16 protein-coding genes are annotated in these 23,700 nt (G+C 50.2%); 9 read left to right on the plus strand and 7 right to left on the minus strand.

The genetic code is table 11. The features are described 5' to 3' along the window. Positions 1-137: 137 nt before the first annotated feature. Both ACFQ03_RS10980 and ACFQ03_RS10985 read right to left on the minus strand, forming a co-directional pair. Complete coding sequence (locus ACFQ03_RS10980) at positions 138-1,562, minus strand: HAMP domain-containing sensor histidine kinase (protein ID WP_186328404.1); 1,425 nt, start codon at positions 1,560-1,562, stop codon at positions 138-140. Beyond that, a complete protein-coding gene (locus tag ACFQ03_RS10985) occupies positions 1,562-2,269 on the minus strand; it encodes a response regulator transcription factor (RefSeq protein ID WP_150960305.1) in 708 nt (235 codons plus the stop codon). The genes ACFQ03_RS10980 and ACFQ03_RS10985 overlap by 1 nt, the downstream gene beginning before the upstream one ends. Before the next feature lie 387 nt (positions 2,270-2,656). Between ACFQ03_RS10985 and ACFQ03_RS10990 the strand changes: the two genes are divergently transcribed. Continuing rightward, complete coding sequence (locus ACFQ03_RS10990; protein ID WP_150960304.1) at positions 2,657-3,172, plus strand: GNAT family N-acetyltransferase; 516 nt, start codon at positions 2,657-2,659, stop codon at positions 3,170-3,172. A 9-nt stretch (positions 3,173-3,181) separates the two neighbouring features. Here ACFQ03_RS10990 and ACFQ03_RS10995 read toward each other — a convergent pair whose 3' ends face one another. Next, positions 3,182-3,553, minus strand: coding sequence for an aminoglycoside adenylyltransferase domain-containing protein (locus ACFQ03_RS10995; protein WP_144939063.1), 372 nt, complete (start codon positions 3,551-3,553; stop codon positions 3,182-3,184). Positions 3,554-3,711: 158 nt separating this feature from the next. On the opposite strand from ACFQ03_RS10995, the gene ACFQ03_RS11000 reads away from it, so the two are divergent. Further along, positions 3,712-5,487: an ABC transporter substrate-binding protein gene (locus ACFQ03_RS11000; protein ID WP_379288123.1), complete on the plus strand. Its 1,776-nt coding sequence runs from the start codon at positions 3,712-3,714 to the stop codon at positions 5,485-5,487. Positions 5,488-5,550: 63 nt separating this feature from the next. Here ACFQ03_RS11000 and ACFQ03_RS11005 read toward each other — a convergent pair whose 3' ends face one another. From ACFQ03_RS11005 to ACFQ03_RS11020, 4 genes are all read right to left on the minus strand, one after another. Next, entirely contained in the window at positions 5,551-6,726 is a 1,176-nt protein-coding gene (locus ACFQ03_RS11005; protein WP_379288125.1) for an LCP family protein, read from the minus strand. A gap of 350 nt (positions 6,727-7,076) precedes the next feature. Further along, positions 7,077-7,484, minus strand: a complete 408-nt coding sequence (locus tag ACFQ03_RS11010; protein WP_144939057.1) for a GtrA family protein — start codon at positions 7,482-7,484, stop codon at positions 7,077-7,079. Further along, positions 7,474-8,442, minus strand: coding sequence for a glycosyltransferase family 2 protein (locus ACFQ03_RS11015; protein ID WP_225312774.1), 969 nt, complete (start codon positions 8,440-8,442; stop codon positions 7,474-7,476). Before ACFQ03_RS11015 ends, ACFQ03_RS11010 begins: the two co-directional genes overlap by 11 nt. A 35-nt stretch (positions 8,443-8,477) precedes the next feature. Continuing rightward, on the minus strand, positions 8,478-12,287 hold the full coding sequence (locus ACFQ03_RS11020; protein ID WP_379288128.1) for a glycosyltransferase family 39 protein: 3,810 nt from the start codon (positions 12,285-12,287) through the stop codon (positions 8,478-8,480). A 602-nt stretch (positions 12,288-12,889) separates the two neighbouring features. Here ACFQ03_RS11020 and ACFQ03_RS11025 point away from each other — a divergent pair. The 7 genes from ACFQ03_RS11025 to hisC all read left to right on the plus strand — a co-directional run bounded on the left by ACFQ03_RS11025 (position 12,890) and on the right by hisC (position 23,640). Further along, the gene (locus ACFQ03_RS11025) at positions 12,890-13,600 is read left to right on the plus strand and encodes an ABC transporter ATP-binding protein (protein WP_225312773.1); all 711 of its coding nucleotides are present in this window, start codon (positions 12,890-12,892) and stop codon (positions 13,598-13,600) included. Then, entirely contained in the window at positions 13,551-14,648 is a 1,098-nt protein-coding gene (locus ACFQ03_RS11030) for an efflux RND transporter periplasmic adaptor subunit (protein WP_144939049.1), read from the plus strand. The genes ACFQ03_RS11025 and ACFQ03_RS11030 overlap by 50 nt, the downstream gene beginning before the upstream one ends. A gap of 5 nt (positions 14,649-14,653) precedes the next feature. Further along, positions 14,654-17,581 (plus strand): ABC transporter permease, encoded by a 2,928-nt coding sequence (locus tag ACFQ03_RS11035; RefSeq protein ID WP_379288131.1) that lies wholly within the window; start codon positions 14,654-14,656, stop codon positions 17,579-17,581. 4 nt (positions 17,582-17,585) lie between these two features. Next, positions 17,586-18,464, plus strand: coding sequence for an ABC transporter ATP-binding protein (locus ACFQ03_RS11040; RefSeq protein ID WP_379288133.1), 879 nt, complete (start codon positions 17,586-17,588; stop codon positions 18,462-18,464). Continuing rightward, positions 18,461-19,924 carry an ABC transporter substrate-binding protein gene (locus tag ACFQ03_RS11045; protein ID WP_379288135.1) on the plus strand — a complete coding sequence of 488 codons (1,464 nt, stop codon included), beginning with the start codon at positions 18,461-18,463 and terminating at the stop codon, positions 19,922-19,924. Before ACFQ03_RS11040 ends, ACFQ03_RS11045 begins: the two co-directional genes overlap by 4 nt. Before the next feature lie 114 nt (positions 19,925-20,038). Further along, complete coding sequence (locus tag ACFQ03_RS11050; protein WP_379288137.1) at positions 20,039-22,255, plus strand: hypothetical protein; 2,217 nt, start codon at positions 20,039-20,041, stop codon at positions 22,253-22,255. Between the two features lie 269 nt (positions 22,256-22,524). Next, complete coding sequence (hisC, locus tag ACFQ03_RS11055) at positions 22,525-23,640, plus strand: histidinol-phosphate transaminase (protein WP_379288139.1); 1,116 nt, start codon at positions 22,525-22,527, stop codon at positions 23,638-23,640. Positions 23,641-23,700 lie beyond the last annotated feature (60 nt).

The following is a 23,700-nucleotide window of genomic DNA, read 5'->3' on the forward strand; positions in this document are numbered from 1 at the left end:
ACTATTGATAAGATTTACAGACATCATACTTCATCCATCTTTATCAGGCCTTAACAGAATCTTTAGATGAGCTAACCTTTGTCTTAAATCGGCATGCAACCAAAAAACCGCACCTTTACGGTACGGTTCACAAAAATTTATCCGCTCTTTTGTTCATTAAGAGGAAGACGGATGGAGAAGATCGTCTTCTCTGTGCTGCTGGAAGTCAGGAACAGCATCCCTCCATGCTTCTGGACGATTTTATAGGCGATAGCCAGCCCTAGGCCATTGCCTCCCGCCGTAGATCTCGCATCATCCCCACGGACGAACGGATCGAACAAAGTCGCTTTCAGCTTGTCCGAAATCCCTCTGCCGTTATCGGCTATTTCCAAGACAACGGATCCTTCCTCCTGCCACAAAGCAATTCGCAGTTTCGTTCCCGGAGGATTGTACTTAGCCGCATTGGTCAGCAGATTCGCTACGACCCGACTCATATGGTGCTGATCAAAAGCCAGCATGATGCTCTCATGGGGCAGGTCCACCTGGATATCCAGCCTTTTTTCATCCAATTGCTCATAATGCTCCGCGACCATCTCCCGCATAAAGTCGGCAAAATCTTTGCGCTGCAGCGATAAATGGAAATCCGGTGCATCCAATTTCAACAGTTCGAACATGGAGTCGATCAGAGCGGTCATTCTTACGGATTTGTTATAGATAATCTTTAAATAGCGCTTCTTCTTCTCCTCATCAATTTCAATGGGCTCTGACAGAGTTTTGGCATACCCTTGTATAGTAGTCATCGGAGTTTTCAGATCGTGGGACAAATCTATCAGCATACGCTGCTTGCTTTCTTCCAGTCTTTTTTTCTCCCGCTCGCTATTTTCAAGTCTTTCCGAAAGGACATTGAAGGCATCCCGGATTTGCCCGATTTCCGACTCCGGCACTGCTTTCAGGTCTATTCTCGTAGCGTAATTTCCTCCAACCATTCGGGTCAGACCCTTGGCGATAGTCTGCAGAGGCCGGCTTATCCGTTTCGCGGTCCAAAATGTATAAATAAATACGATCAACATTAAAAGCACGGGAATAGCGAGAATAGAGAATAGCAGATGAAGCGCTACTTTGTTAAGGGCTTGATCGGAGTTTTTCATTAAATCAATTGCCCCATTAATCGCCTCCTTGGGAACCTTCACCAGCAAGGAATAGACAGCCCCGTCCTCTGTTTCAAAAGAAGCCGCTGACGCATAGACATCTTTGTCTCGCGAATAACTGAGAAGGCGGTAAAGCTCGGAAACGGTATATCTCTCGACGGAATCCTTCTTCTCTCCGATGACATGAATCACTTCGTTGGATTCGTTAATAATTTCTGCCCAGCCTCCAAGCTCTTCCGCCTCACCGAGCTGGATATTATGATAATCGCTCCGGACGATATCTTCCGCTTTAATCATGGGAATAGTATTGGATTCGATGCTCTGATAGATTAAATAACCGACATACACAAAGCTGGTAATGACGACAAGTGACGTAATAAGAATAATCATGAGGTAATTCCACATCAATGTAGGGTATATTTTCCTGGCCTTCATTACGGCACCTGCTTCTCCCATTTATAGCCGATACCGCGGACTGTCTTGATATACACCGGATGGCGCGGATCTTCCTCAAGCTTCTCCCGTATTTTGCTGATATGGACCATGATCGTATTGTCATCGCCATAATACATCTCTTCCCATACGGACTCGAATATTTTGCGCTTTGTAAACACCTTGCCGGGGTTCTCCATTAGCAGCAAAACCATCTTGTATTCCATGGAGGTAAGAGGTACCTCTACTCCGTTTCGGCTGACGACACAGCTTTCTTTATCCAGTATCAAATCTCCCGATCGGAGAAGCCTGACATCCTCAGATTCCCCGGTTGCCATGCCGAATTTATAGTATCTGCGAAGCTGGGCGCCGACCCTGGCCGTCACCTCCAGAGGATTGAAAGGCTTGGCGATATAGTCATCCGCTCCAAGACCCAATCCCAATATTTTATCGTTATCCTCCCCTTTGGCCGATAGCAAGATAATGGGGATGTACTTTGTTTTCCTGATTTCCTTCAAAGCCTGCAATCCGTTCATATTCGGCATCATAATATCCAGCAGAATCAAATCGACGGAATGCTCGCTAAGCTGCTTCAGAACCTCCTGGCCGTCAGCCGCCTCCAGCACCTTGAACCGTTCCTTCTCCATATATAAAGAGAGCAGTTCCCTGATTTCCTCTTCATCATCGGCTACCAATATCGTATGAGACAACCCTTAACCCTCCTAAACTGTTCACGGCTTGTTCCCTCCACTCGGGCAAGCCAACCTACCTCTTCCCATTGTACCGGATTCCTCGTGTAACAATCTTAAAATTACCATAATTTTGGAAAACCTTTTTTGACCATGGCTTAGCTTCTCGGCACCGTTATCTGTCTGATGTTTTGCTGACGCACCGGCCAACCGGAATATCGGTTAATTGGCTGCAGCCTCCTGAAATATAATGTTGAAGAAGGAAAAGGGCCAGGTTCGGTAGAATCCTTTAACAAAGTCGGGTTCATGCGAAGCGGGAGAGTTCCCGCGTATGACTTCAGCCGCAGGAGAACAAAATAATCGGCTGGATTCTGAAGAGGATGATCAGCAGACAAGGAGGAATGCGAAATGTTCGCCAACCGCCCCGTCAAGGAAGAGGATTTGGATACCATATGCCGGTTTCCAAGCAATGAGAAGGAATTGTTCTTTATGTTTCCGGCAAGCGATTACCCTTTAACGAAGGAGCAGCTGCGAATTGCGATTGCGAAACGCTATGAATCGACCGTCATTTTGCTGGACAACAGGGTGGCGGGATTTGCCAACTTTTATTTACTGCAGCCCGGAGAAGTCTGTCACATCGGTAACGTCATTATAGATCCTTCTCTTCGTGGTCGAGGCGCCGGAGCCTACCTGCTCCGCACCATGATCGGCATCGCCCGCGATAAGTACCGGATTCCCAGAATCGTCCTTGTCTGCCATCACAACAACCTCCCGGCACTTCTGTTGTATACCAAGCTCGGTTTTAAACCTGTCAGCATCAGCAAAATAGAAAATAAGCACGGACGTCCGGTCGCCGCTATATCATTGGAATATACGATGGAACTGCCGCCGTCCATCGACGAAAGCAGCGGCCATCAGGAATAAAAATTCATGTCATGCTCTGTCGGCGGTCTCCCTCATAGGAGACCGCTCCCCGGCTTTGGGATGGTTCTCGCAATATTGAAGGATATACTGAACAAACCGGCGCAGCTCTTCAGCGCGGGCCTTCTTGGATTCGTAATACGAGACGGATGAACGAATTTTGTTGATCCTGAGCGCCTCCCGAATAAGCTTGTGCCAATGCGCAGGCAGAACCGACAGGGCATATTGGCCTGCCGCTGCTCGGGTGGCCGCCGAACGGCCATCCAAACCATAAACAATTTTAGCCAGATTCAGCACGGTGTACTCGACTGTCCTCTCATCTTCTTCCGGCAAATGCATCAACACCGCGGCGGCCTGCTTACCCCAATATGCGTTCCATTTCATCTTTTCTTTCCCTCCTGTCTCATTTAGTTCCCCTTGGGCTTTATACTTTTTATTGTACCTTGTAAAATAAGAAGAAAAAGAGCAAGTTTTTTTTCATAATTTCACATTTTATTCTGACTGCGGGAAGCTACAGCTCATTGGAAACAGGAGGGATGGAAATGATCATGACCCGGCATTATTTAAAATGGAGGCAAATGTACGCCCATATTAGTGAAGGGGAACCGATTGAGGTTAAGCTGGATGAGCTGGCCGACGCTTTGGAATGCACCCACCGCAATGTCATTCTTATTCTTAAGCGGATGAGCGAAGCCGGTTGGCTGGACTGGAGGCCCGAGCGCGGCAGGGGGAAACGGTCAACCTTGACCTTCTTGAAGCCTGTGGAAGAAATGGCGCTGCATGCAGCGAAACAACTGGTGGAGAAGAAAGATTTGAAAGGGGCTTTGGAGCAAATCCATTCTCCACTGCTTCCCTCCAGCCTGAAGGAAACCTTCCATGACTGGCTGTACAGCTACTTTGGTTATTCGAAAGAAAACGGCGCTGGTTTCCCTGTCGATACCCTCCGCTTCCCAATGAGCCAGCCGATCTATTCGCTGGACCCTATTTATATTCGTTATGCCAGCGAGCTGCATCTGGTCAGCCAGCTGTTCGACAGCCTGGTACGACGCCATCCGCTGACCGGCGAAATCGAGCCACATTTAGCCCACGCCTGGGAGACCGATGCTGCCCGAACGCAGTGGACCTTCTATCTGCGCAAAGGGATTCTGTTCCACCACGGCCGGGAAATGAGGGCCCAGGATGCTGCCTATTCCCTTAACCGGCTTCGCAAGCTGGAAGAAAAATCACTCTACCGCTGGATTTACAGCGATATTGAGGAAGCTTCCGCTTCCGATGCCACGACATTAATCGTTCGGTTAAAGCGGAAGAACGAATTATTTCTTCCGTTTCTATGCACCAGCAGAGCCTCTATCGTCCCTGAAGACATAGGCGAGCAATCCGCTACGGCATTCGAAAGGATGCCTGTCGGAACAGGGCCGTTCAAACTGACGCAGAACGATCATAATATGTGCGTACTCGAAGCTTTTCCTTTCTACTTTCAAGGAAGGGCTCATCTGGACCGGGTCGAAATATGGAAGCTGCCCGATTTACATGATCCGCATCAGAATAAGCTGGACAGCTTTCAAATCATACACAACTTCCGTCTGCCCGATAAGGCGGCAGGCGGGTGGAACCAGGTCAAGCATCAGGGAACCACCTGCAAATTCATTACCTTGAATATGCTGAAAGAAGGCCCTCTCCAGAGAAAGCTTCTGCGCAAGGCCATCTTCTCTTCCGTGAACCGGAAACGTATACTGGATTCACTCGCCGGCGATGTAATCTATCCGGCGGACGGCTTTCTGCATAAGGCCGAAGGCGAATATAAGGAAGTGAACGGTGAAGAGGCTTCGGAACAATTGCGGGCAGCGGGATATAACGGGGAGATGCTGAGCCTCTGCACTATTCCCCAGTACGAGAACGATGCCAGGCTGTTTCAGAAAGTCTGCCGGGAGTCCGGGATTCGGGTGGAGCTGACTCTTCTTCCTTTGGAGCAGTTTCAAGGGGAGGATCGGCTCCGCCATGATCTGATCCTGTTCTCGATCATGCTGGATAGAGATACGGAGCTGCGATTGATTGATTTATATCAAAGTATCCTTCAGCATTCGGCAGGAGCTGTCGCGGACCTGCTGGCTAACAAAATCCGGGAATTGACCCTGGAACCGGACGCAAGCCGCCGATCCGCTCTGCTGCTTGAGCTGGAAGAGCGGCTCAAGACCGATGATATTCTTCTCTTCCTCTATCAGAAGCATCTCAAAACCGTCTATCATCCTTCGGTGAAAGGAATTTCTCTGGACTCTCTGGAGTGGGTTCAGTTCAAGGATATTTGGTTCAAGCCTTAAAGGACTGTTTGCATGGAAAATGTCAGAAGCGGCCGAAAGATCGGCCGCTTTGCTGATTTGTATTTACTTCTTCCCTTGTCCGTAGGTATCTTTCGTAACCGAGGACGGTTGTTTGCTTGCATTAGGCTTCGGGCTGGGTGTTGGTGTTGCATTAGGCTTTGCGCCAGGGCTTGCACCCGGCTTGCTTGTGCTGCCCGGCTTGGGTGTCCCGGAAGGAGTTACCCCTGGCGAGGAAGACGGGTGGGCGGAAGCCTTGATGCCCAGTTCTTCCTTCAACGCGTTTCTCGCCTGGTCGATATCTTCATCCTTCACGATAATATAAGGGCTGACCCAATCCCCTTCCAGGTGAACATATTTAATATTCCCTCTATCGATGTTGTAGTATTTCTCAAGGAAGTCCCGAATTTGTGAGCTTGGAATATCGGATTTCATCTCTTCTCCGACAGCCTCGATCAGTTGGCCTACCTTCGTTAAACCGGAGAACGATTTTAGTTTTCCGAACATTTTATCCAACACTTGCTGCTGCCGCATATTTCTTGCAAAATCTGTCGATTCCGCCGTTCTAACGGAACAGCTATTGCTTGACTTCCGATAACGGACAAAGTCCAAGGTCTGCTTGCCGTTCAGCAACTGCGTGCCCTTCTTCAGATTAATGTTCGTTCCGTCATACGAATCTTTATAGCACATATCCATATCTACATCGATGGTGAGTCCGCCCAGCTCATCAATGGCTTTAACGAAACCGTTAAAGTCAATGGTCAGCATGTAGTCGATCGGCACTTCCAAATACTCGCCGAACAGCTCCTTCGTCTTGGCGAAAGCCGTCTCCTTATCCTGCAAATAAAAATGAGGATAATAATAGTTCGCTTTCCGGTGAGGGAGACCATCCGGCGTGAGCTGAACATCCCGCGGAATAGAGACGACCGTGGCGGACTTCCGTTCCGGATTGAGGGAAACCACCATGATGACATCCGTATTCATGCTTCCGGTTTCCTTGCGATGGTCAATCCCCATCAGCATTACCGTCAACGGCTTGACCTTAGCCGATTCCTCCGGGGGAACATGCTCTTCTACCCCGACGTCATCAATAACATCGTTTGCTTTTTGAAAAATATAATTCGCATAAACTCCTGCAGCCACAATCAAAGATATAAGGGCGAGTCCAAGGCCAATTAATATTTTCGCGTAGAGCGGAAGCGACCGTTTCTTGGACCTCGGAGCTAAATTTAAATCTGACATGGATTAACCCCGTTTCACGTTTTTCTTGCTGTATTGCTGAGCAAACAACCTGCTATACATGGTACATCGGCCAAATCACAAATCTGTTACAAAAAGATTAAATTTCCGACATTTTCTACCAAATTCATCCATTTCCAACCTATCCGGCAGGCACACAAATTACAGTTTACAAGAAAAACGTGAAAAAGAAAATACGATTTTATCGCCGTCCGTCCTATTTCATCTGCGCCACATTCCGCAGGACCAACGCCATGATCCACGGAGATTATTCCTTCCTTGTTCGCCGGACTTGCGGATGCACGCTCACTTACGATTATTAGACGATGGATTCCGGCAGAAAGTTTCGCTCTTTATGAACGGCTTTCATTGCGGAATACCCACAGCTTGGTGCCGGTGAAATTGACTATCATCGTAATGGCGGTCACACCTACCTTGGCGGCCAGAGGGTGGACTCCGAACCGTTCGCCCAACAAGTACAGCAAGACGAGGGACAGAGCGAAGGAAACCCCGTTGACCGCCGCAAAACGGGCAAATTGGGCTGCGGTCGTCCGGCTGCCGTTAGCGAAGGTCCATTTTTTATTGCATAAATAGCTGTTCGTCACTCCGCCGGCATAAGCGATGCACTGTGCAGCCAAATAGTGCATTCCGACATAGATGAGCAAGGTGAACAAAGCAAAATCAACGAGCGTGTTCAGAACCCCGACCAGATTGAATTTAATGAATTGGACAAGGCTCTGCCGATTTCCTTTAGCGATCATCCTCCGTACTCCCCTTCTTCGTGCCGAATCCTTTGGTTTCCTTAACAATATAGAGAGGCCGGTTCTTGGACTCATCATAGATCCGGCCGATATACTCGCCGATGACGCCAAGCATCAGCAGGACAATCCCGTTGAAGAACAGGTTGATTGCGATAATCGAAGCCCACCCCGGTTCCGTCGAATTCGTAAACAGCTTCTGATACAGAACGATCAGCAAATACAGGAAGCTGGAAAGCGACAGGACAAAACCGATATATGTGGCCAGCTTAAGAGGCTTATAAGAGAACGAGGTGATGGCGTCCAGGGCGAACCGGATCATTTTCTTAAGCGGATATTTGGTTTCCCCGGCGGCTCTCTCTTCCCGGACATATTCTACTGAAGTTTGATTAAAGCCCACCCAGCTGACCATCCCGCGGATGAACCGGTTCTTCTCCTTCAGGCCCGACAAGGCGTCGCAAACTTTGCGGTCGATCAAGCGGAAATCGCCCGTATCTACCGGAATATCAACACTGGTCAGGCTGCGGAGAAGGCGGTAGAACATCAATGCCGTCGTTTTCTTAAAGACCGTCTCTCCCTTGCGCTTCAATCGCTTGCCGTAGATGACATCGTAGCCTTCCTTCCATTTGCGGATCATGTCCGGAATGACTTCCGGAGGATCCTGAAGGTCGGCGTCGATGACGATCACCGCTTTGCCTTGGGCATAATCCATTCCGGCGCTTATGGCAACCTGATGACCGAAATTGCGCGAGAAATCGATCAGCCTCACGTTCGGGTCCGTCTGACACAGCTCCTTCACGATCTCCGCAGACCGGTCCCGGCTCCCGTCATTGACAAACACGAACTCATAGGGCTCTCCCGTCCCGTCCATCACTCCCTTAAGACGGCGGTAGGTACGGAGTATGACCTCTTCCTCGTTATACATGGGTACTACAACTGAATAGTTTGGTTCGTATGACAATGAGCTACCTCCTTGACACATGCGGCTCACAGCTTCTAACTATAAAAATACCAAGATGGAAACCACTTTAACAGGCCTGCATATTCTTTGCTGATGATCATGCCGGACAAGATGGGATAGAACATGGCGAAGAGAACGAGACATAAGCCCAAATAGGCATAGATCGGTATTTTCATCTGCGGCCGCGCTTCTATTCCCTTTTTAAAAATAAAGGTCAGGCACAGAATCAGAAAAGGCACCATCGCGAAGAAGTGATAGATAAACGTCAGTCTGGGAACGAGCATCCAAGGGATGTACTGTGAGAGAAATGCGGTCACCGCGACCAGCATCCCCCGGTGCCGGTTCTTGAACAGCCACACAATGACCGCCAGAACCGCCAGCGTGCCCAGCCACCAAATCGCCGGATTCCCCATGGACACAATGCTCGAAACTTGTCCTTCCGGGAGCAGAGATTGGCCGGAGTAATACCAGATCGGACGAGCCATGAACGGCCATTCCCACCAGGGGGAAGAGAACGAATGCTCCGCAACCAGCTGGCTGTGGTAATCGAACATATCCTTCTGATATTGTATCAATTTGGCCAGGCTTACTTCTTCACCCGCGGTCATCATGATCGGGACAAAAGACAAGCTGTAAATAATGAGCGGAAGGATGACAAAGAACAAAGAGCACCATAACACACTGGCCAGCGCCATCCTTGGAAAAGCAAGAACCTCCGCTGCCGAGGCACCGCTTCCCGCGGAGTCCGCCGATTCCGCAGCATTCAAGTTACTGACCTCAGCCTTATTTCGCCGCACGGCGGAATATTCGCGGTATCTCTCATACAGAGTGAGAAAAAACAGGAAAGCGAGTCCCACTCCTCCATAAATCACTATCCACTTGCTCGCCGCCCCGATGCCGAAGAACAGCCCGGACCAGAACAAGGGGACCAGCGTCTTCCTCAGGCCGTCCCGATACATATTCATTTGATAGTAACGGTACATAAAATAGTACATGAGCATGATGAAAAACACGCCGTAAACGTCAATGGTCGCTATCCGGGTTTGGGCGAAATGCATAAAATCGCAGGCAAACAGGAAAGAAGCGATAAAGGCATAACGAGTGGCCCCAAACATGCGGAAGGCGAACACATAGATGATTGGAATCATCGCGATTCCGAATAAAGTACCCACTATCCGCCAGCCGAAAGGATTCATTCCGAACACGGCCACCCCGGCGGCGATCAGCTCTTTGCCCAATGGCGGATGTGTGTTCTCGTAAGGTTTGATGCTCTCCAAATGCTCATAGGCCGCCCTTGCATGATAGATTTCGTCAAAGTAGGTGCCGTGCAGGAAGGTCGGATGATAGACCGCCGCATTCGGCTCGTCGAATAAGTGCCGGGCAGCCTCCTCCACCGCTCCGCCCTCAGTCCGGATCGAGCGGACGGGAAGCGGCTCCGCCGCATCCTTGACGAAGAAGGCCAGCTCCTTAAGCTCGAAGCCTGAACGTTCAGCCGTAATCTTGGTATAACGTGCCTTCACATCTACCGGGACGCTGGTCCAGGTAAACACTTTGACATAGTTCATGTCTACCGTTTTGGGCTCGCCCCAATCCCCGTTCTCCGCAGCAAATTCAAGCCGGAACCGGCCATCCCCGATTCCGCCGAAGGCGTTCGTCCGGTCAATCAGCCGTTCTTCGCCAAAATCCACGATGACGGCCTCGCCGTCCCTGGAAGGCTTCCACGATTGTTCGGGCGCCCGGAAGGAGCCAAGCTGGAATAATGCAACTGCGGCATAGATTAAGGTGAGAAGCGATATCAGAATCCAGTCTTTCCTTTTCCAGCGGTTTCTAACGCTCCCATGCTGCTCCTGCGAAGCTTCCTTCGCCCTCCTCACCCAAACCGCCTCCTCATCAGGATCATACACCGGCCGCACTTTTCCATTAACGAACCGGTCCCAGGCGGTCTTGATCAACAATGCCAACAGCAGAACATTAGCCAGAGACGTCAGCAGCAGCAGCCCGTCAAACCGTCCGACGGCGTACATATGCTCCAACCCGTGCGCAAGCACATAGCTTACGTTAACGTAGGAAGTGATGCTGAAGCCGACGAACAAGTGCAGCACCCTCCGATCCCCGGATTGGATGAAGCTGAGCAGAGCCAGAAGGAGTGCGGGAAAAAGATACCTTTCGTGCATCTTAACGCCTAGGACAAATACGACCGAAATCAGAACAAGAGCCATTAAACAATAATCGGGCTCCGTACCTTTCTTGCGTTTGAAGAACAAAAAGGCAGTAAAGATGGTGACCGCGACAATAAACAGCCACCCCCAAGTCTGGTAGGACAGGAACAGAAGCTTCTGTTCCTGAGAAACCCAGTTGCCTCCTGTCAGCGCAAACAGATTGAAGGCATTGAGAGTTGCGTAAGGGTAAGACTGCAGAGTTTCCAGATAGAGCTTAAATACCCACAACAGCGGTTTATGTAACGCAAATGGCAGGACGCCTGCAATAAAGACTGCGGTCCCGGCCACAAATCCCGTTCCCAATTGCCTCCAGCTGCGTTCCCGGGCGAATCCCAGCAGCAATACGGGAGTGAATATGAGCGCCTGCGGCTTGATAAGAACGGCAAGCGCGAACCAGACGCTGGCTGCGGTCATCTTCCTTCCTTGTACCTGAAGCACAGCCAGCACCAGAAAGAAAGTGAAGAAAGAGTCCACCTGTCCCCAGGCTGCCGAATTCACCAAAACTGCGGGATTGAACGCGTAAAGTGCAGCCAATCCGACCGCCGCGGGACGGGACAGCCGGGCGGAGGCCATCCGGTAAACGAGAAGCGATGCGGCCAGGTCGGCCAGAATGGCGGGAAGCTTCATCCAGACGGCAAGCGCAGTCGAAGATGCGGAGAGCCCCAGCCATTCCTGGCCTTTACCCAATAAGTACAAGATATAAATATAGCCCGGCGGATAGTCCGCGAAAGTCGTTTGATCATAAAATCCGGTCAGCCCCGCTTCTACCGCATCTCTTGCCCAATATGCGAATGTAGCCATATCTCCGGGGTGCCCGTGCACCTTGACAGCAATCCACAAGCGCAGCAGCAAAGCGGAGGAGAGCAGCAGAGCCACCCATTCCGCCGCGCCGCCAGAGCTCTGTCCGGACAGCCTCCATTCTTGACGGATTCGCCAGTGATAAAGAACGGCAAATCCGAGGAAGAACAGGAGCGCGTAGACAAGCGGCGAGAATAAGGAGACCTTCGCGTTCCCGGCATCCGGGCCGCCATCGGTATCCAATTGTGTCTCGGCGGGAGCGAAGGACACCGGTTCGGCCCCGGCGGGCAGCCCTTCAACTTCCTCGAAAGCCACATCATCGAAGTAGACACGCCCCGTATTCAGGCTGCCATAGCCGCCGAGGCGCAAGGCGACCTCCAGCTTCTGCTGCTCCGGCCCCGTCCTCCCGTATAGTTCTACATACTCCCATTGACCTTGCGTATCCCGGAAATCGGCTGACGTTTCGATCGTTCCGAGAACAGACAGATTGGCCCCCTTCATTCCTTCGGGGATCTGCTCCGCTTTAATCCAGCCGGACAGCCGATAGAGTGTATCCGGCTTGACCGATACGCTCTGCACCCATTTGGCATCGTTGGGCACCGTGCTTTCTATGAGAAGGAAGAACGATCCGCTGCGGGCGCCCTCCCCATGCTCAACAGCGAATCGCGTTGCCTCCTTCCCGGAGATCCAGCTATCGGCCGCCCACGCCTCACTTTTATTTTCAAATCCGGCATTCTGCAGCAAATTGACGGAAGCTGAGCAGGTCCCGGTCCACGACACTGCAGCCAACCAAATAATTAAGGCAAAAATCCATCCTTTTCTATTCAAAAGTATTCACCTGCTTCACTGATTCATCCGTTGACTCTCCTATTTCGTCTATTATGCCAAAATCCGGCTTTGCGCGATAGCCTAAAAATAATTAAAGCACTTCTCCCCATCACAACGTGACATGATGTCTGAATTTTCAATTTTTATGGCAAATAGCATATTTTTCTAAAAAATATCGGGAAATTTGAAACTTTTTCTAGTTTTGAATCGTCATATTTAATGTAGGAGTCTGGCCACTATTCTTCTTCCACCCGGCATTCTTGCTCTCGATCATTTCCCGGATTGGATAAACATCTGCAGAAACGTATACAAAGTCCTCGAGGTTACTGCCGCTTTCGCGCCATCGATAGGCCGATTCATATTCTTGAATCTCCCTTCCCGGATGGAAAAAAAGGAGAGGATTGTCGAATGATGGGATTCGTAACCAAATTGTTACCCATTATTTGCCGTGTCTGATTTAGTATTACTGGGAACTCATAGAGTGATTAATAGAATTAAGAGTGCCAGAAGCAGGGGTGTTAGATATCATCTAGCCCTATCTCCAGACAAGGTGTCCCTAAGCGGCGCCATTTTTAATGACAATGACAAAAAGGAGGTTAAGAATGGGGGGAGTAGTAGAATCCGGCGAGTCTTTGCTCACCGTCCGGTCGGTCCAGCGAACTTTCCAGACTGCAGGGCGTAAAATCCATGTTCTCAAAGGAATCGATATGACGCTGGAGCCGGGACGGCTGTTTATGTTAAGAGGGCGTTCCGGTTCAGGCAAGACAACGCTGCTCAACCTGATCGGCGGCCTTGACCAGCCTGATGAGGGAGAAATCATATTCCGGGGACATCCCTTTCACCGTTTGAAGGATGACCAGAGAACGGAGATCCGGAGGAGAGACATCGGATTTATTTTTCAGACCTATGCTCTTCTACCGCTTCTCTCCGCTTGGGAGAATGTAGAACTTTCGCTCCGCATGTCGAAAACCATTCCCAAATCCCAATGGAAGGAAAGAGTGGAATACTGTCTGGATCTGGTAGGACTGAGCAAACGAATGAAGCATCGTCCTTTCGAAATGTCCGGGGGAGAGCAGCAGCGGGTGGCGATAGCCAAGGCCATTGCCCATCGTCCCAGCCTTATCCTGGCGGACGAACCGACGGCGGAGCTGGATTCCCAGATGGGAGCGCAGGTCATGTCGGTTTTTCGCAGAATTATTGATTTAGAGGAAGTAACAATTTGTATGACAACACACGATCCTACGATTTTGGAGGTAGCCGACCATGTTTTCGAAATGGTGGATGGCAAGTTCATTCAGCCCCAACAAGTCTAAGTGGCGAATTCTAGCGATTTCCTTGCTATGTTTATCCGTAATTCTCTTCTCCGGCTGCTCCCTTCTCCCCAAGGAGGAAGAAGAAGAGGAGCTTCCGGTCATTAATCCGCCGAAGCTCTCCACCAAGCCCGAGTATGAAGTGAAGACCGGCTCCTTGCAGAAGACGGTCAAGGGATCCGGAAAGCTTATGTCGCTTAAAGAAGAAGAGCTGTTCTTCTCTGAAGAGAACAAGCGCATCAAGGAAATTTATGTTCAGACCGGAGATTATGTGGAAGCCGGCCAGCTCATTGCCGAGTTGGACGTTTCCGATCTGGAAAGCCAACTGAGACAGAAAAGACTGCAGCACAAGAAAGAGGAGCTCGCCTTGATCGAGGTGCTTCGCGACAGCGGGGACAAAACCTCGGATCAGATCGAACAGGCGAAGCTGGACTTCCAAATCAAGAAGGAAGAAATGGCTGAGCTGGAGGAAAGTATCTCCAAGTCGAAGCTCTATGCCCCCTTCTCCGGAAGTATCGTTGGAGTTTATATGAAGAAAGGAGATTCTCCAAAAGCATTCGATACTGTAGCGGTTCTCGCCGATTTGTCCACGCTGACCGTTGCAGCAACTCTCAATGCGGATGATCTCAAGAATGTAGCCATTGGGATGGAAGCTATTGTCGACATCAATGCCGCCGGACAGCACAAGGGTAAAATTCTGCAGCTCCCCAGTCCGAAAGCGGATCCCAATAACAATCAGTCCGGCAGATGGGGAGGCAACGAAAATCAGAAGGATACCATCGACAACTACATGCTCGTTCAATTGGATCAAATGCCGGAGAACGTTTCGCGCGGGACCCGTCTAAGTGTCACCGTCATTTACGAGCGGATTGAAGATGCCATCCTGATTCCTCCATCCGCATTAAGATCGGTGGGCGGCCGCAACTATGTCCAGGTTGTTGATGAGAACGGCAATAAACGGGAAGTTGATGTCGAAGTCGGCCTGCAGAACTCTACGGAAGTGCAAATTCTCAAGGGATTGACTCCCGGCCAGAAAGTAGTAGGTAAATAGAGCTTATGGCTATGCTTCGTTTTCTTATTCGAAAAATGTGGAACACCCGATGGCTGACACTAAGTTCCCTGGTCGGATTAATAGTGGCGGTCTCCTTTACGACAAGCATTCCGATGTATGCGGACGGAGCTTTGAAGCGGGTAGTCGCCAAATCACTGCAGGAATTGGAAGGCGGCATGCCTCCCGGCTCCTTGCTGATGCGTTACCAGGCGGTGGGCTCTGACCGGCCGGAACTGGCAGACGTTAATGAGGTAGATCGATACATACGGGAGCAGGTTCCGCAGGATCTGGGCTTTCCTTATTCCGTCTTTGTAAGGAGCCAATCCATCCGCGGCGCTTCCATTACACCGGTCGATTCATCCCGAATCGAATCGACCCAGCGCAGGCAGATGACCCTGTCCTCCTATTCAGACTTGGAGGAGCAGATCGAAATTACATCCGGTTCCCTGTATTCCAAGGAAATCAAGGACGGGGCCGTTGAAGTCATCATGCTGGATGAAGCGTTATACCGCAATGATTTACGGGTAGGCGAGGTATATAACTACCCGATTTCCGGCGGTTTCGGCATTCCGCCCGTCAAAATCAAGATCGTAGGGGTATTCAAGCCGAAGCAGGAAACCAGTCCCTATTGGTTTCAGCAAATGGAATCGCTTCTGAATACTATGCTGGTAGACGAGGGAGTTTTTCAGAAGGAATTGCTGGAAAACAAGAAAATCCCGCTTAGTATGTCCAACTGGTACTATGCCTTCGATCTGAAGGATATTCAGACAAGTCAAATTGCGAGTTTGGAAAGAAAGCTGGAGCGGCTCGACATTAACCTGTATCAGCAGTTGAAGGATACGAAAGTGGATATTTCCTTCCTGGATTTGCTTGGAGAATTCCGCAAGCAGGGAATGCAGCTTCAGTTCCTGTTGTTTACTCTGGCGGCACCGATGATCGCGATGGTGTTTTACTACATCATAATGAATTCCCGCCAAGCCTTGGAAAGACAGCGCAATGACATTGCAGTTCTACGTTCCCGCGGGGGAAGCACCCGGCAGATCATTAATATATTCTTCCTGGAAGGTGTTCTGCTTGGCGGCACCGCTCTTATTATCGGTACCTTGATAGGCTGGTTTATGGCGAAGAGCATCGGAGCAAGCAGCGGATTCCTGACCTTCGTTGACCGTAAATCCATACCGGTAGGCTTCTCCTTCGAGATGTGGCTCTATGGCGCAGGTGCCGTACTGATCGCCATCGCGGCCAGCCTGGTTCCGGCCATCACCTTCGCCAGATCGTCCATCGTAACACACAAACAGAAGTTGGCCAGAACGAAGAAGCCTTTCTGGCAGCGCTGGTTTCTGGATGTCGCTCTGCTTGGCCTTGTCGGATACGGATGGTACTTGTTTCAACAGAGACAGTTCTTCAGCATGCAAACCGGACTGTCCGCCGATCAAATGCAGGTTCAGCCGCTGCTGTTCTTCGTACCGGCCATCTCGATCTTTTCGCTTGGCTTGATTGTATTAAGAATTTTTCCATGGCTGCTCAAGTTGCTGGGCTGGATTTGCAAACCGTTCCTGTCCGTATCGTCTTATTTGACGCTGAATCAGCTCTCACGCTCGTCGATGACGTATTATCCGCTGATGCTGCTGCTGATGCTGACGCTCGGTCTCGGAATCTATAACTCCTCGGCCGCGCGAACCATCGATTTGAACTCGACGGAACGGACTCTTTATCAATTTGGAACGGATGTCGTAATCCAAACCGTCTGGGACACCGTCTCGGACGATCTGCCCCGTGACCGCAGACCCGACAATGGGCAAGGCAACAACGGAGGCAATACGGGCGGAGGGAATACTGGCGGGGGGAACTCGGGAGGCGGAAATCCCGGCGGTCCCGGAGGACCCGGAGGTCCGGGAGGCCCAGGGGGCCCAGGCAACGTCCCTCCATCCCAATTACGATATTTAGAGCCTCCATTCGAAATTTTCCGCCAGATGGAGGGCGTTGAACATGCTGCCCGTGTTCTTCAGACCAAAGGGAGCGTCCTCGTCTCCGGAAGATCGGCCGGCCAAGGTACTCTAATCGGGATTGACAATGATCAATACTATCATGTCGCCTGGTTCCGGGATGACTTGTTCCCATACAAGCCGCATCAGTATCTTAACCAGTTGGGAATTTACGAGCAATCGGTTCTCATTCCAAGCAATTTCGCGGAGAGGTATCAGTTGAAGGAAGGCGACGTCCTGACCATTTCCATTCAGCAGCAGCCCGTGGAATTTGTTGTCGTCGGTATTCTGCCATACTGGCCAGGACAATATCCCGAGCAATCTCCCTTCTTCGTCGCCAATCTGGAGTACATTTACGATCAGGTCCCTCTTCTGCCTTATGAAGTATGGCTGAAGATGGAGGAAGGAGCCAAGGTCGCTCCGATTCTGGAAGAATTGGCCCGGCAGAATATCGAGGTTGCCAGCGTGAAGGATGTCCGCAGCGAATTGATTTCGCAGAACAAGCATCCGTCCCGCGGAGGAGTATTCGGCATTCTCAGTCTTGGCTTCCTTGTATCGGTACTGGTTTCTCTAATCGGTTATCTGCTGTTCTGGTTCTTTAACCTGTCCGGCCGGGTCGTACAATTCGGCGTACTGAGGGCGATGGGGCTCAAGCGAAAACAATTGACCTTCATGCTTCTTATGGAGCAGGTTTTCACCGCAGGGCTGGCTATTGCAGTCGGAATCGGTATCGGCAAGCTGACCAGTTATCTGTTCTTGCCGTTCCTGCAAACTGCCGACGACGTCAAACAGCAGGTACCGCCATTCCGCGTTATCTTCGATGCGAAGGATACCAATCAGTTGTACATCGTCGTTGCCTTCATGATGCTGACAGGAGCAGCGCTCTTGTTCGCTCATATCCGCAGACTTCGTGTTCATCAAGCTGTAAAAATGGGAGAGGAGCGATAAGACGATGATTCATTGTGAAGGACTTGTCAAGATATTCAAAACCGATGATATCGAGGTTGTCGCTCTTCAAGGCTTAAACATAGAAGTCAAGCAGGGCGAAATGATGGCGATCATCGGAAACAGCGGAAGCGGCAAGTCTACCTTCCTGAACATATTGGGCGGCCTGGACCGGCCGTCCGCCGGTCAGGTTCGTGTAGGGGAATGGGACTTACTTAAAATAACCGACAAGCAATTGGTCGAATACAAGCGCAAAACAGTCGGCTTTGTATGGCAGAATAATGCGCGCAACCTGCTCCCTTACCTCACGGCTCTGGAGAATGTGGAGACTCCCATGATGCTGGGAGGCAAGGTAGACCGGGCCTATGCCCTGCAGCTGCTGGAGTGGGTCGGGCTGAAGGAACGGGTCAATAACAGGCTGACGCAGTTATCCGGAGGAGAGCAGCAGCGGGTCGCCATTGCGATCTCGCTGGCCAACCGCCCCTCCCTGCTGCTGGCCGACGAACCTACAGGCTCCGTGGACTCCATGACATCGGACTTAATCATGGATACATTCCGCCGTTTAAATCGCGAATTGGGAGTGACGATTGTCATCGTTACCCATGACCTGTCTCTGGCCAGCAAGGTGGACCGGGTTGTCGCTATCCGTGACGGATTAACGAGCACCGAATTTATCAAGCGCAATCCGAATCTGGATCATTCAGATCAGGGCCATCAGCTTAATGAGGTTCACGAGGAATTTGTTGTATTGGACCGCGTCGGAAGACTACAGGTTCCGAAGACTTTCCTGGAAGCATTAAATATAGGAAACAAAGCTTCCATGGAATTTGATGGAGAGAAAATTATTATCAAGCCACCTAAATCATTGGAGGGGGACCAAACATGAACAAAAGAAAATTATGGGCTTCGGCACTGTCGCTATCTTTGCTGACTCCAGCATTAGCGGCCTGTTCCTTCACAGGAAAGACGGAACAGGAAACTCCGCAGACGCTTCGCATCGCTACTACTACCGGATGGTTTGACGAAGAATATTTCCGCAGAGAGTATACGGAACTGTTCGAATTGGAGTATAAGAATATCAACGTAGAAATTGTTCAATTGGGAGAAAATTACCGTTACTCCCGAGGTCCGAGAGAAGAGGAAGAAGATCCGATGGTCAAATTGAAAGAGGCGATGCAAGGGCCTAACCCGCCCGATGTAGTCTTGTTCAGTTATGATCAGATGCCTGAACTGGTTAATGAGAACCTGCTTTCTCCGCTTGAACCTATGATCAAGGAAAATAAATTCAATACGGAGGATATCGTCCCGGCAGTCCTTGATGGAATCAAACAGGTCGGAAACGGACAAATTTATGCCCTTTCTCCTACTTTCTATTCTTCCGCACTCGTTTATAATAAAGCTATGTTCGACGAAGCGGGAGTAGGGTATCCGACCGACGGCATGAGCTGGAACGATCTTTTCGACCTTGCCAAGAGGGTGAGCAAAGACGACGGAAGCCAATTCGGCTTTAATTTCTATTCGTACGGCGGCGGCGATCTTTTCAGTACTGTGCAGAATTATGCCAATGTTTTACGTTTGCGCACCTTTGACAAAGAAGGGGAGAAAATGACCGTCGACTCAGACAGTTGGGAAGAAGCATGGAAAACGGTTATTCAGCTCGGTAAAGATAAGGTCATCCCTTTCATGGACCCGAACAATCCGGAGGATTTCAGCCGATTCAATAATGACAACCCTTTTGGCTATAACGATTTCCTATCGGGCCGGCTCGCGATGACAATCATCTCGCTCTATGAAATCAAGGAGCTGATCAATGCGAACAAAGAAGCGGATAACATCGAAGGCTACACTCCTATTCAGTGGGATATTGTATCCGTTCCTACGGCACCGGACGGAAGCAGTTATAACTTCGGATTTAGCGATCTGATGGCGATTAATGCTAAAGCCCCCAATCCCAAAGCGGCATGGAAATATATCGAGTTCATGAACGGGGAAGACTGGGCCAGACTGAAATCCCGCAGCTCGAACAGTCTGATTTCCAACAAGAAATATACGAAACGCAGCGACGGTGAGGAATATAACGTAGAAGCTTTATACAATGTTAAGCCCGCACCTCCGGAAACTATGGAAGATTATCAAATCTATCGCAAGATGCCTAATATTTATGATGTTGTATGGCTGGGACAAAAATATTTCAATGAAGCCATGGAAGGCAAGACCGGAATTCGCGACGCATTAAAAGCTTGGCAGGAAGAAGGCGATGCCTTGCTGCTGCAAATGAAGGAGAATCCGGATGCCTCCTCATTCGATAGAGGCGGCAGCGAAGTGATTGCCGTTCCGGCAGGCTGATTGCAAGTCATCGAAGTCCGTCTTGATCAAGAGTGAAGAGTTGGGAAGCGGCCTTTGCCGTACCGGCAAGGCCCTCCCTTTCTAATTTATACAACAAAGAGAGGAGCACCGGACATGAAACAACGTTGGAAATATCCATTTGCCGTAATGACATTAGCTGCGGTCTTGACTACAGGAACTGCTATGCCGTCTCATGTTATGGCGGATGGAGCGAAAGATACCACAGCCATAGAAGAAGTGGTGGCTGGAGAACTACCCTCCATCGGATCGATATCGATTGGAGGAAGCAACACGATCGAACTGAAGCAGGCCTCCCTGTCCAACGCAGCGGAGAGCGGCAGAATTGTCACCTTTACATTAACGGTCAACAACCAGGGAAATAATGAAATTCAATTTATTGATTACTGGGTGCGCCTTAAGAGCAGCTCCGGCACCTCCTTCCCGGTAACCCTGTTTGCAGCGGACAAAGACAAGAACCGAATTCCGGCCAAAAGCAGCATGGATTTCCGGTTTTATGCCAAAGTAAACGATAAGACGAATCTTGAGGATTTATCCTTCAACTTTATCCAATGGGATTTCTCCCGCAGCGATTTCGAAAAACCAATCGGATCGATCGCCATACCGAAAGATTACTCCCTGCTGACTGCCGTAGGCTCCAAACGAATGGCCACGATCGGGAACGAACCAATGAAGAACGGCATCAAGCGCGTATCCGTCAGCAAGAATGATACCCATTTCCTCCCCACCATCTATTTCGAGATGGAGAATACCGGGAAACGCGGGGCTAAGCTTCCCGAGCTGCAATTCAACCTGCGGACAGCCGAGGGACTCCTGTATCCTCTGAACGTCTCCGGAATTGACAAGGAAACGGTAATTAACCCGCTCGTCAAGAAAGAAGTCACTTTAACAGGCTCAATTCCAATCGATGTCAATGAGAGCGGTTGGCAGCTACAGATAGCGGAAACCGTCGATCTCGGCAACAATCAGACCGTTCAGGTTCCGATTGCGGAATTTATTCTGCCGGACTCCACCAAGGAGGAAGTATCGGTCGGTCGGGATTATGAATTTTCCAACGAAGACGGTACCTATGGAATTCGTCTGGAGGAGCTCAAACGCCTGCCCTGGGAAGATGAAGACCTGCTCACCGCACAAGTTACTTTGAAGAACAACGGCACCCAATCGCTGTCGATCCCTAACCTTACCGGGTACTTTAAGCTGGACGATGCCGTAACGGTAGACGCTACGATCATTCGCGGGGATAAGGTCATTGGTTTACAGCCAGGCCAGGAAATTACCGTTCAATACCTTGGGAAAATCCCGTACACCTATGATTTTTCCGATGTTAAACTATATGTTCAAGAGAAGAAGGAAACTTCCCAACAGCCGGCACCTGGCGTTCCGGGTGGAGACAATAGCGGCGGAGGCAAGGTCGAGGACCTCATCCAGTTTGTCCATAATTCGGATATGATGGTAGTGCCGGCCGTCGGCAGCGGACAGAAGCAAAAGATCGACGATGTCGGGCGCAAGGCGCAATATTCGGTGAGGGAAGTACATACGTTCACTGGAAAGACCGGAAATATTGTTGTCGCCCTGGTGGAGGTCGAGAACCTGGAGAAACGGTTTAACGAAGTCTCCAAACTGGTCGCCCACTTCGTAAATCCTGACGGAGAAGTATACCCTCTCAATATTTCCGAATTGAAATCGAAAGTCAGCCCGGGTGGCAAAGCTCTGCTGCACCTGTCCGGAGTGCTTCCACAGGGAGCGGAGACGAACGATATGCAACTATTCATTGGCCAAGCCGTCAAAGAAGGCAAGCTGGCCGGGAAAGAGGATGTTCCCGACGCCTATATTCAACCGTTAGCCTTCGCTCTGCCTCTTGAGAAATCAGAGCCGTCCGATGACTTGAGAAATATCGAATTCTTCCCGTACACCTTGTCCATGAAAAACATCGGCACCACGATGAATTTCTTGAGTGGCGACCTGAAGTTCTCGTTCGATTACGAGTTTGGCAAGGATATACTGGTTGTCAGCAACACCGAAAATCACAAGCTGGTGATCGAAATCGAGGATAGCGACGGCAAATTCCAGCACGCCCAGGAGTTCAGCCTGGAAAGCTCCGCGGAATCCGGGGGCGGCGGACAGCCTGGAGGCGGAGGCAATACCCTGCAGTTGGGCTCCCATACAGCCGTTGTCAACATCAATGATCCGGAGCTGGTGTTCAAGCTGGAGTCTTTAGACAAGTACAAATTAAACGTGTACTATCAATTCCAGCCGGGTCAGCGGAAATTGATTACCAGCAAAGAACTGAAATGGTTCTATACTGCTGATTAATAGAAATCATTCTCTTTTATGCTATGAAACGGGCGTTCTCTCCAGGCAGGATTAATGCTTCCTCTAAGAGAACATCTTTATCGCCCAAATGAAATGCAACACCCCAAGCCGCGCAGAGAAACTCTGCGCGGCTTTTGCATGCATGAAAGTAATTGGAATGGCTATGAGAAGCCAAAAAAATATATGATCTTTACTTTGCTACCAATTTAATGTATTATCCAATTAAAGCGATAAAGTTTACTTTATATTTCAAGGAGGATTCAATAACCATGAGCTTAGGCAGCATTTTTCCCTCAACCCGTAAACAAGTCGAGCAGCTGGAGCCTTATTCTCCCGGCAAGCCTATTTGGGAGGTTCAACGAGAATGGGGATTGGAACGGGTCGTTAAGCTGGCTTCGAACGAGAATCCGTTAGGTCCTTCTCCGAAAGCGGTCGAAGCGATTATGCAGCAGCTTGCCGAGCTGCACCGCTATCCCGATTCCTCGGGAGGAGAACTGAAACGGGCTATCGCTTTGCATTATCAACTGCAGGAGCAGCAGGTCATGATCGGCAATGGTGCCGATGAGCTCATTACTCTTCTCTCCGAAGCCTATTTGGAGGATGGAGACGAGGTCCTGGTCCCCTCTCCTTCTTTTACCGAGTATGCCTTCGGCGGAAAGCTGATGGGGGCGAAAATTGTAGAGATTCCACTGGATCCCCGGTTTAACTATAACCTGGATCGCATGGCTTCCGCCGTCACGGATCGGACCAAGATTATCTACTTATGCTCCCCCCATAATCCGACCGGAAGCTATATTCCTCGCTCCTCACTGGACTCTTTCATTCAGAAACTGCCCAGCCATGTGATTCTGGTGCTGGATGGCGCGTACTCCCACTACGCGACGGCCGGGGATTATTCCAATGGCTTGGACTGGGTCCGCCGGAATAAATCCGTCGTTGTTCTGCAAACCTTCTCGAAAATATATGGTCTGGCCGGCTTGAGAATCGGCTTCGCGCTCTCCGTCGAACCGATCATCGCGGCCATGCATAGAGTGAAAGAGCCTTTCAACGTGAACACGCTCGCTCAGAAAGCTGCGGTCGCCGCTCTTACAGATGAAGAGCACGTTCAAAGATCTCTCGCCGTTAACGAAGAAGGCCGCCGTTATTTATATGCCGCCTTCGAAGCCAAAGGTCTTCCATACACTCCCAGCATGAGTAACTTCATATTAGTGGAGTTTGGGGAAATCGCATACCGTGTTTATCAACATTTACTTAAGCAAGGCATCATTGTCCGGTATGGGGGTACTTGGGGATTAACGGGGCATCTGCGGGTTTCGGTCGGTTCCGAATTGGAGAACAGGCTTTTTGTAGAAGCGTTAGACAAAGTGCTGTCTCAACTGGGATAGCCGGATGGAGGACCGACCTCCCCTCCCCAGCCCGGCGGTATGAGAAAAGCTCCTGGCGGG

The sequence above is a fragment of the Paenibacillus residui genome, assembly GCF_042677205.1.
In the GTDB taxonomy this organism is placed as follows: Bacteria; Bacillota; Bacilli; order Paenibacillales; family NBRC-103111; genus Paenibacillus_L; species Paenibacillus_L residui.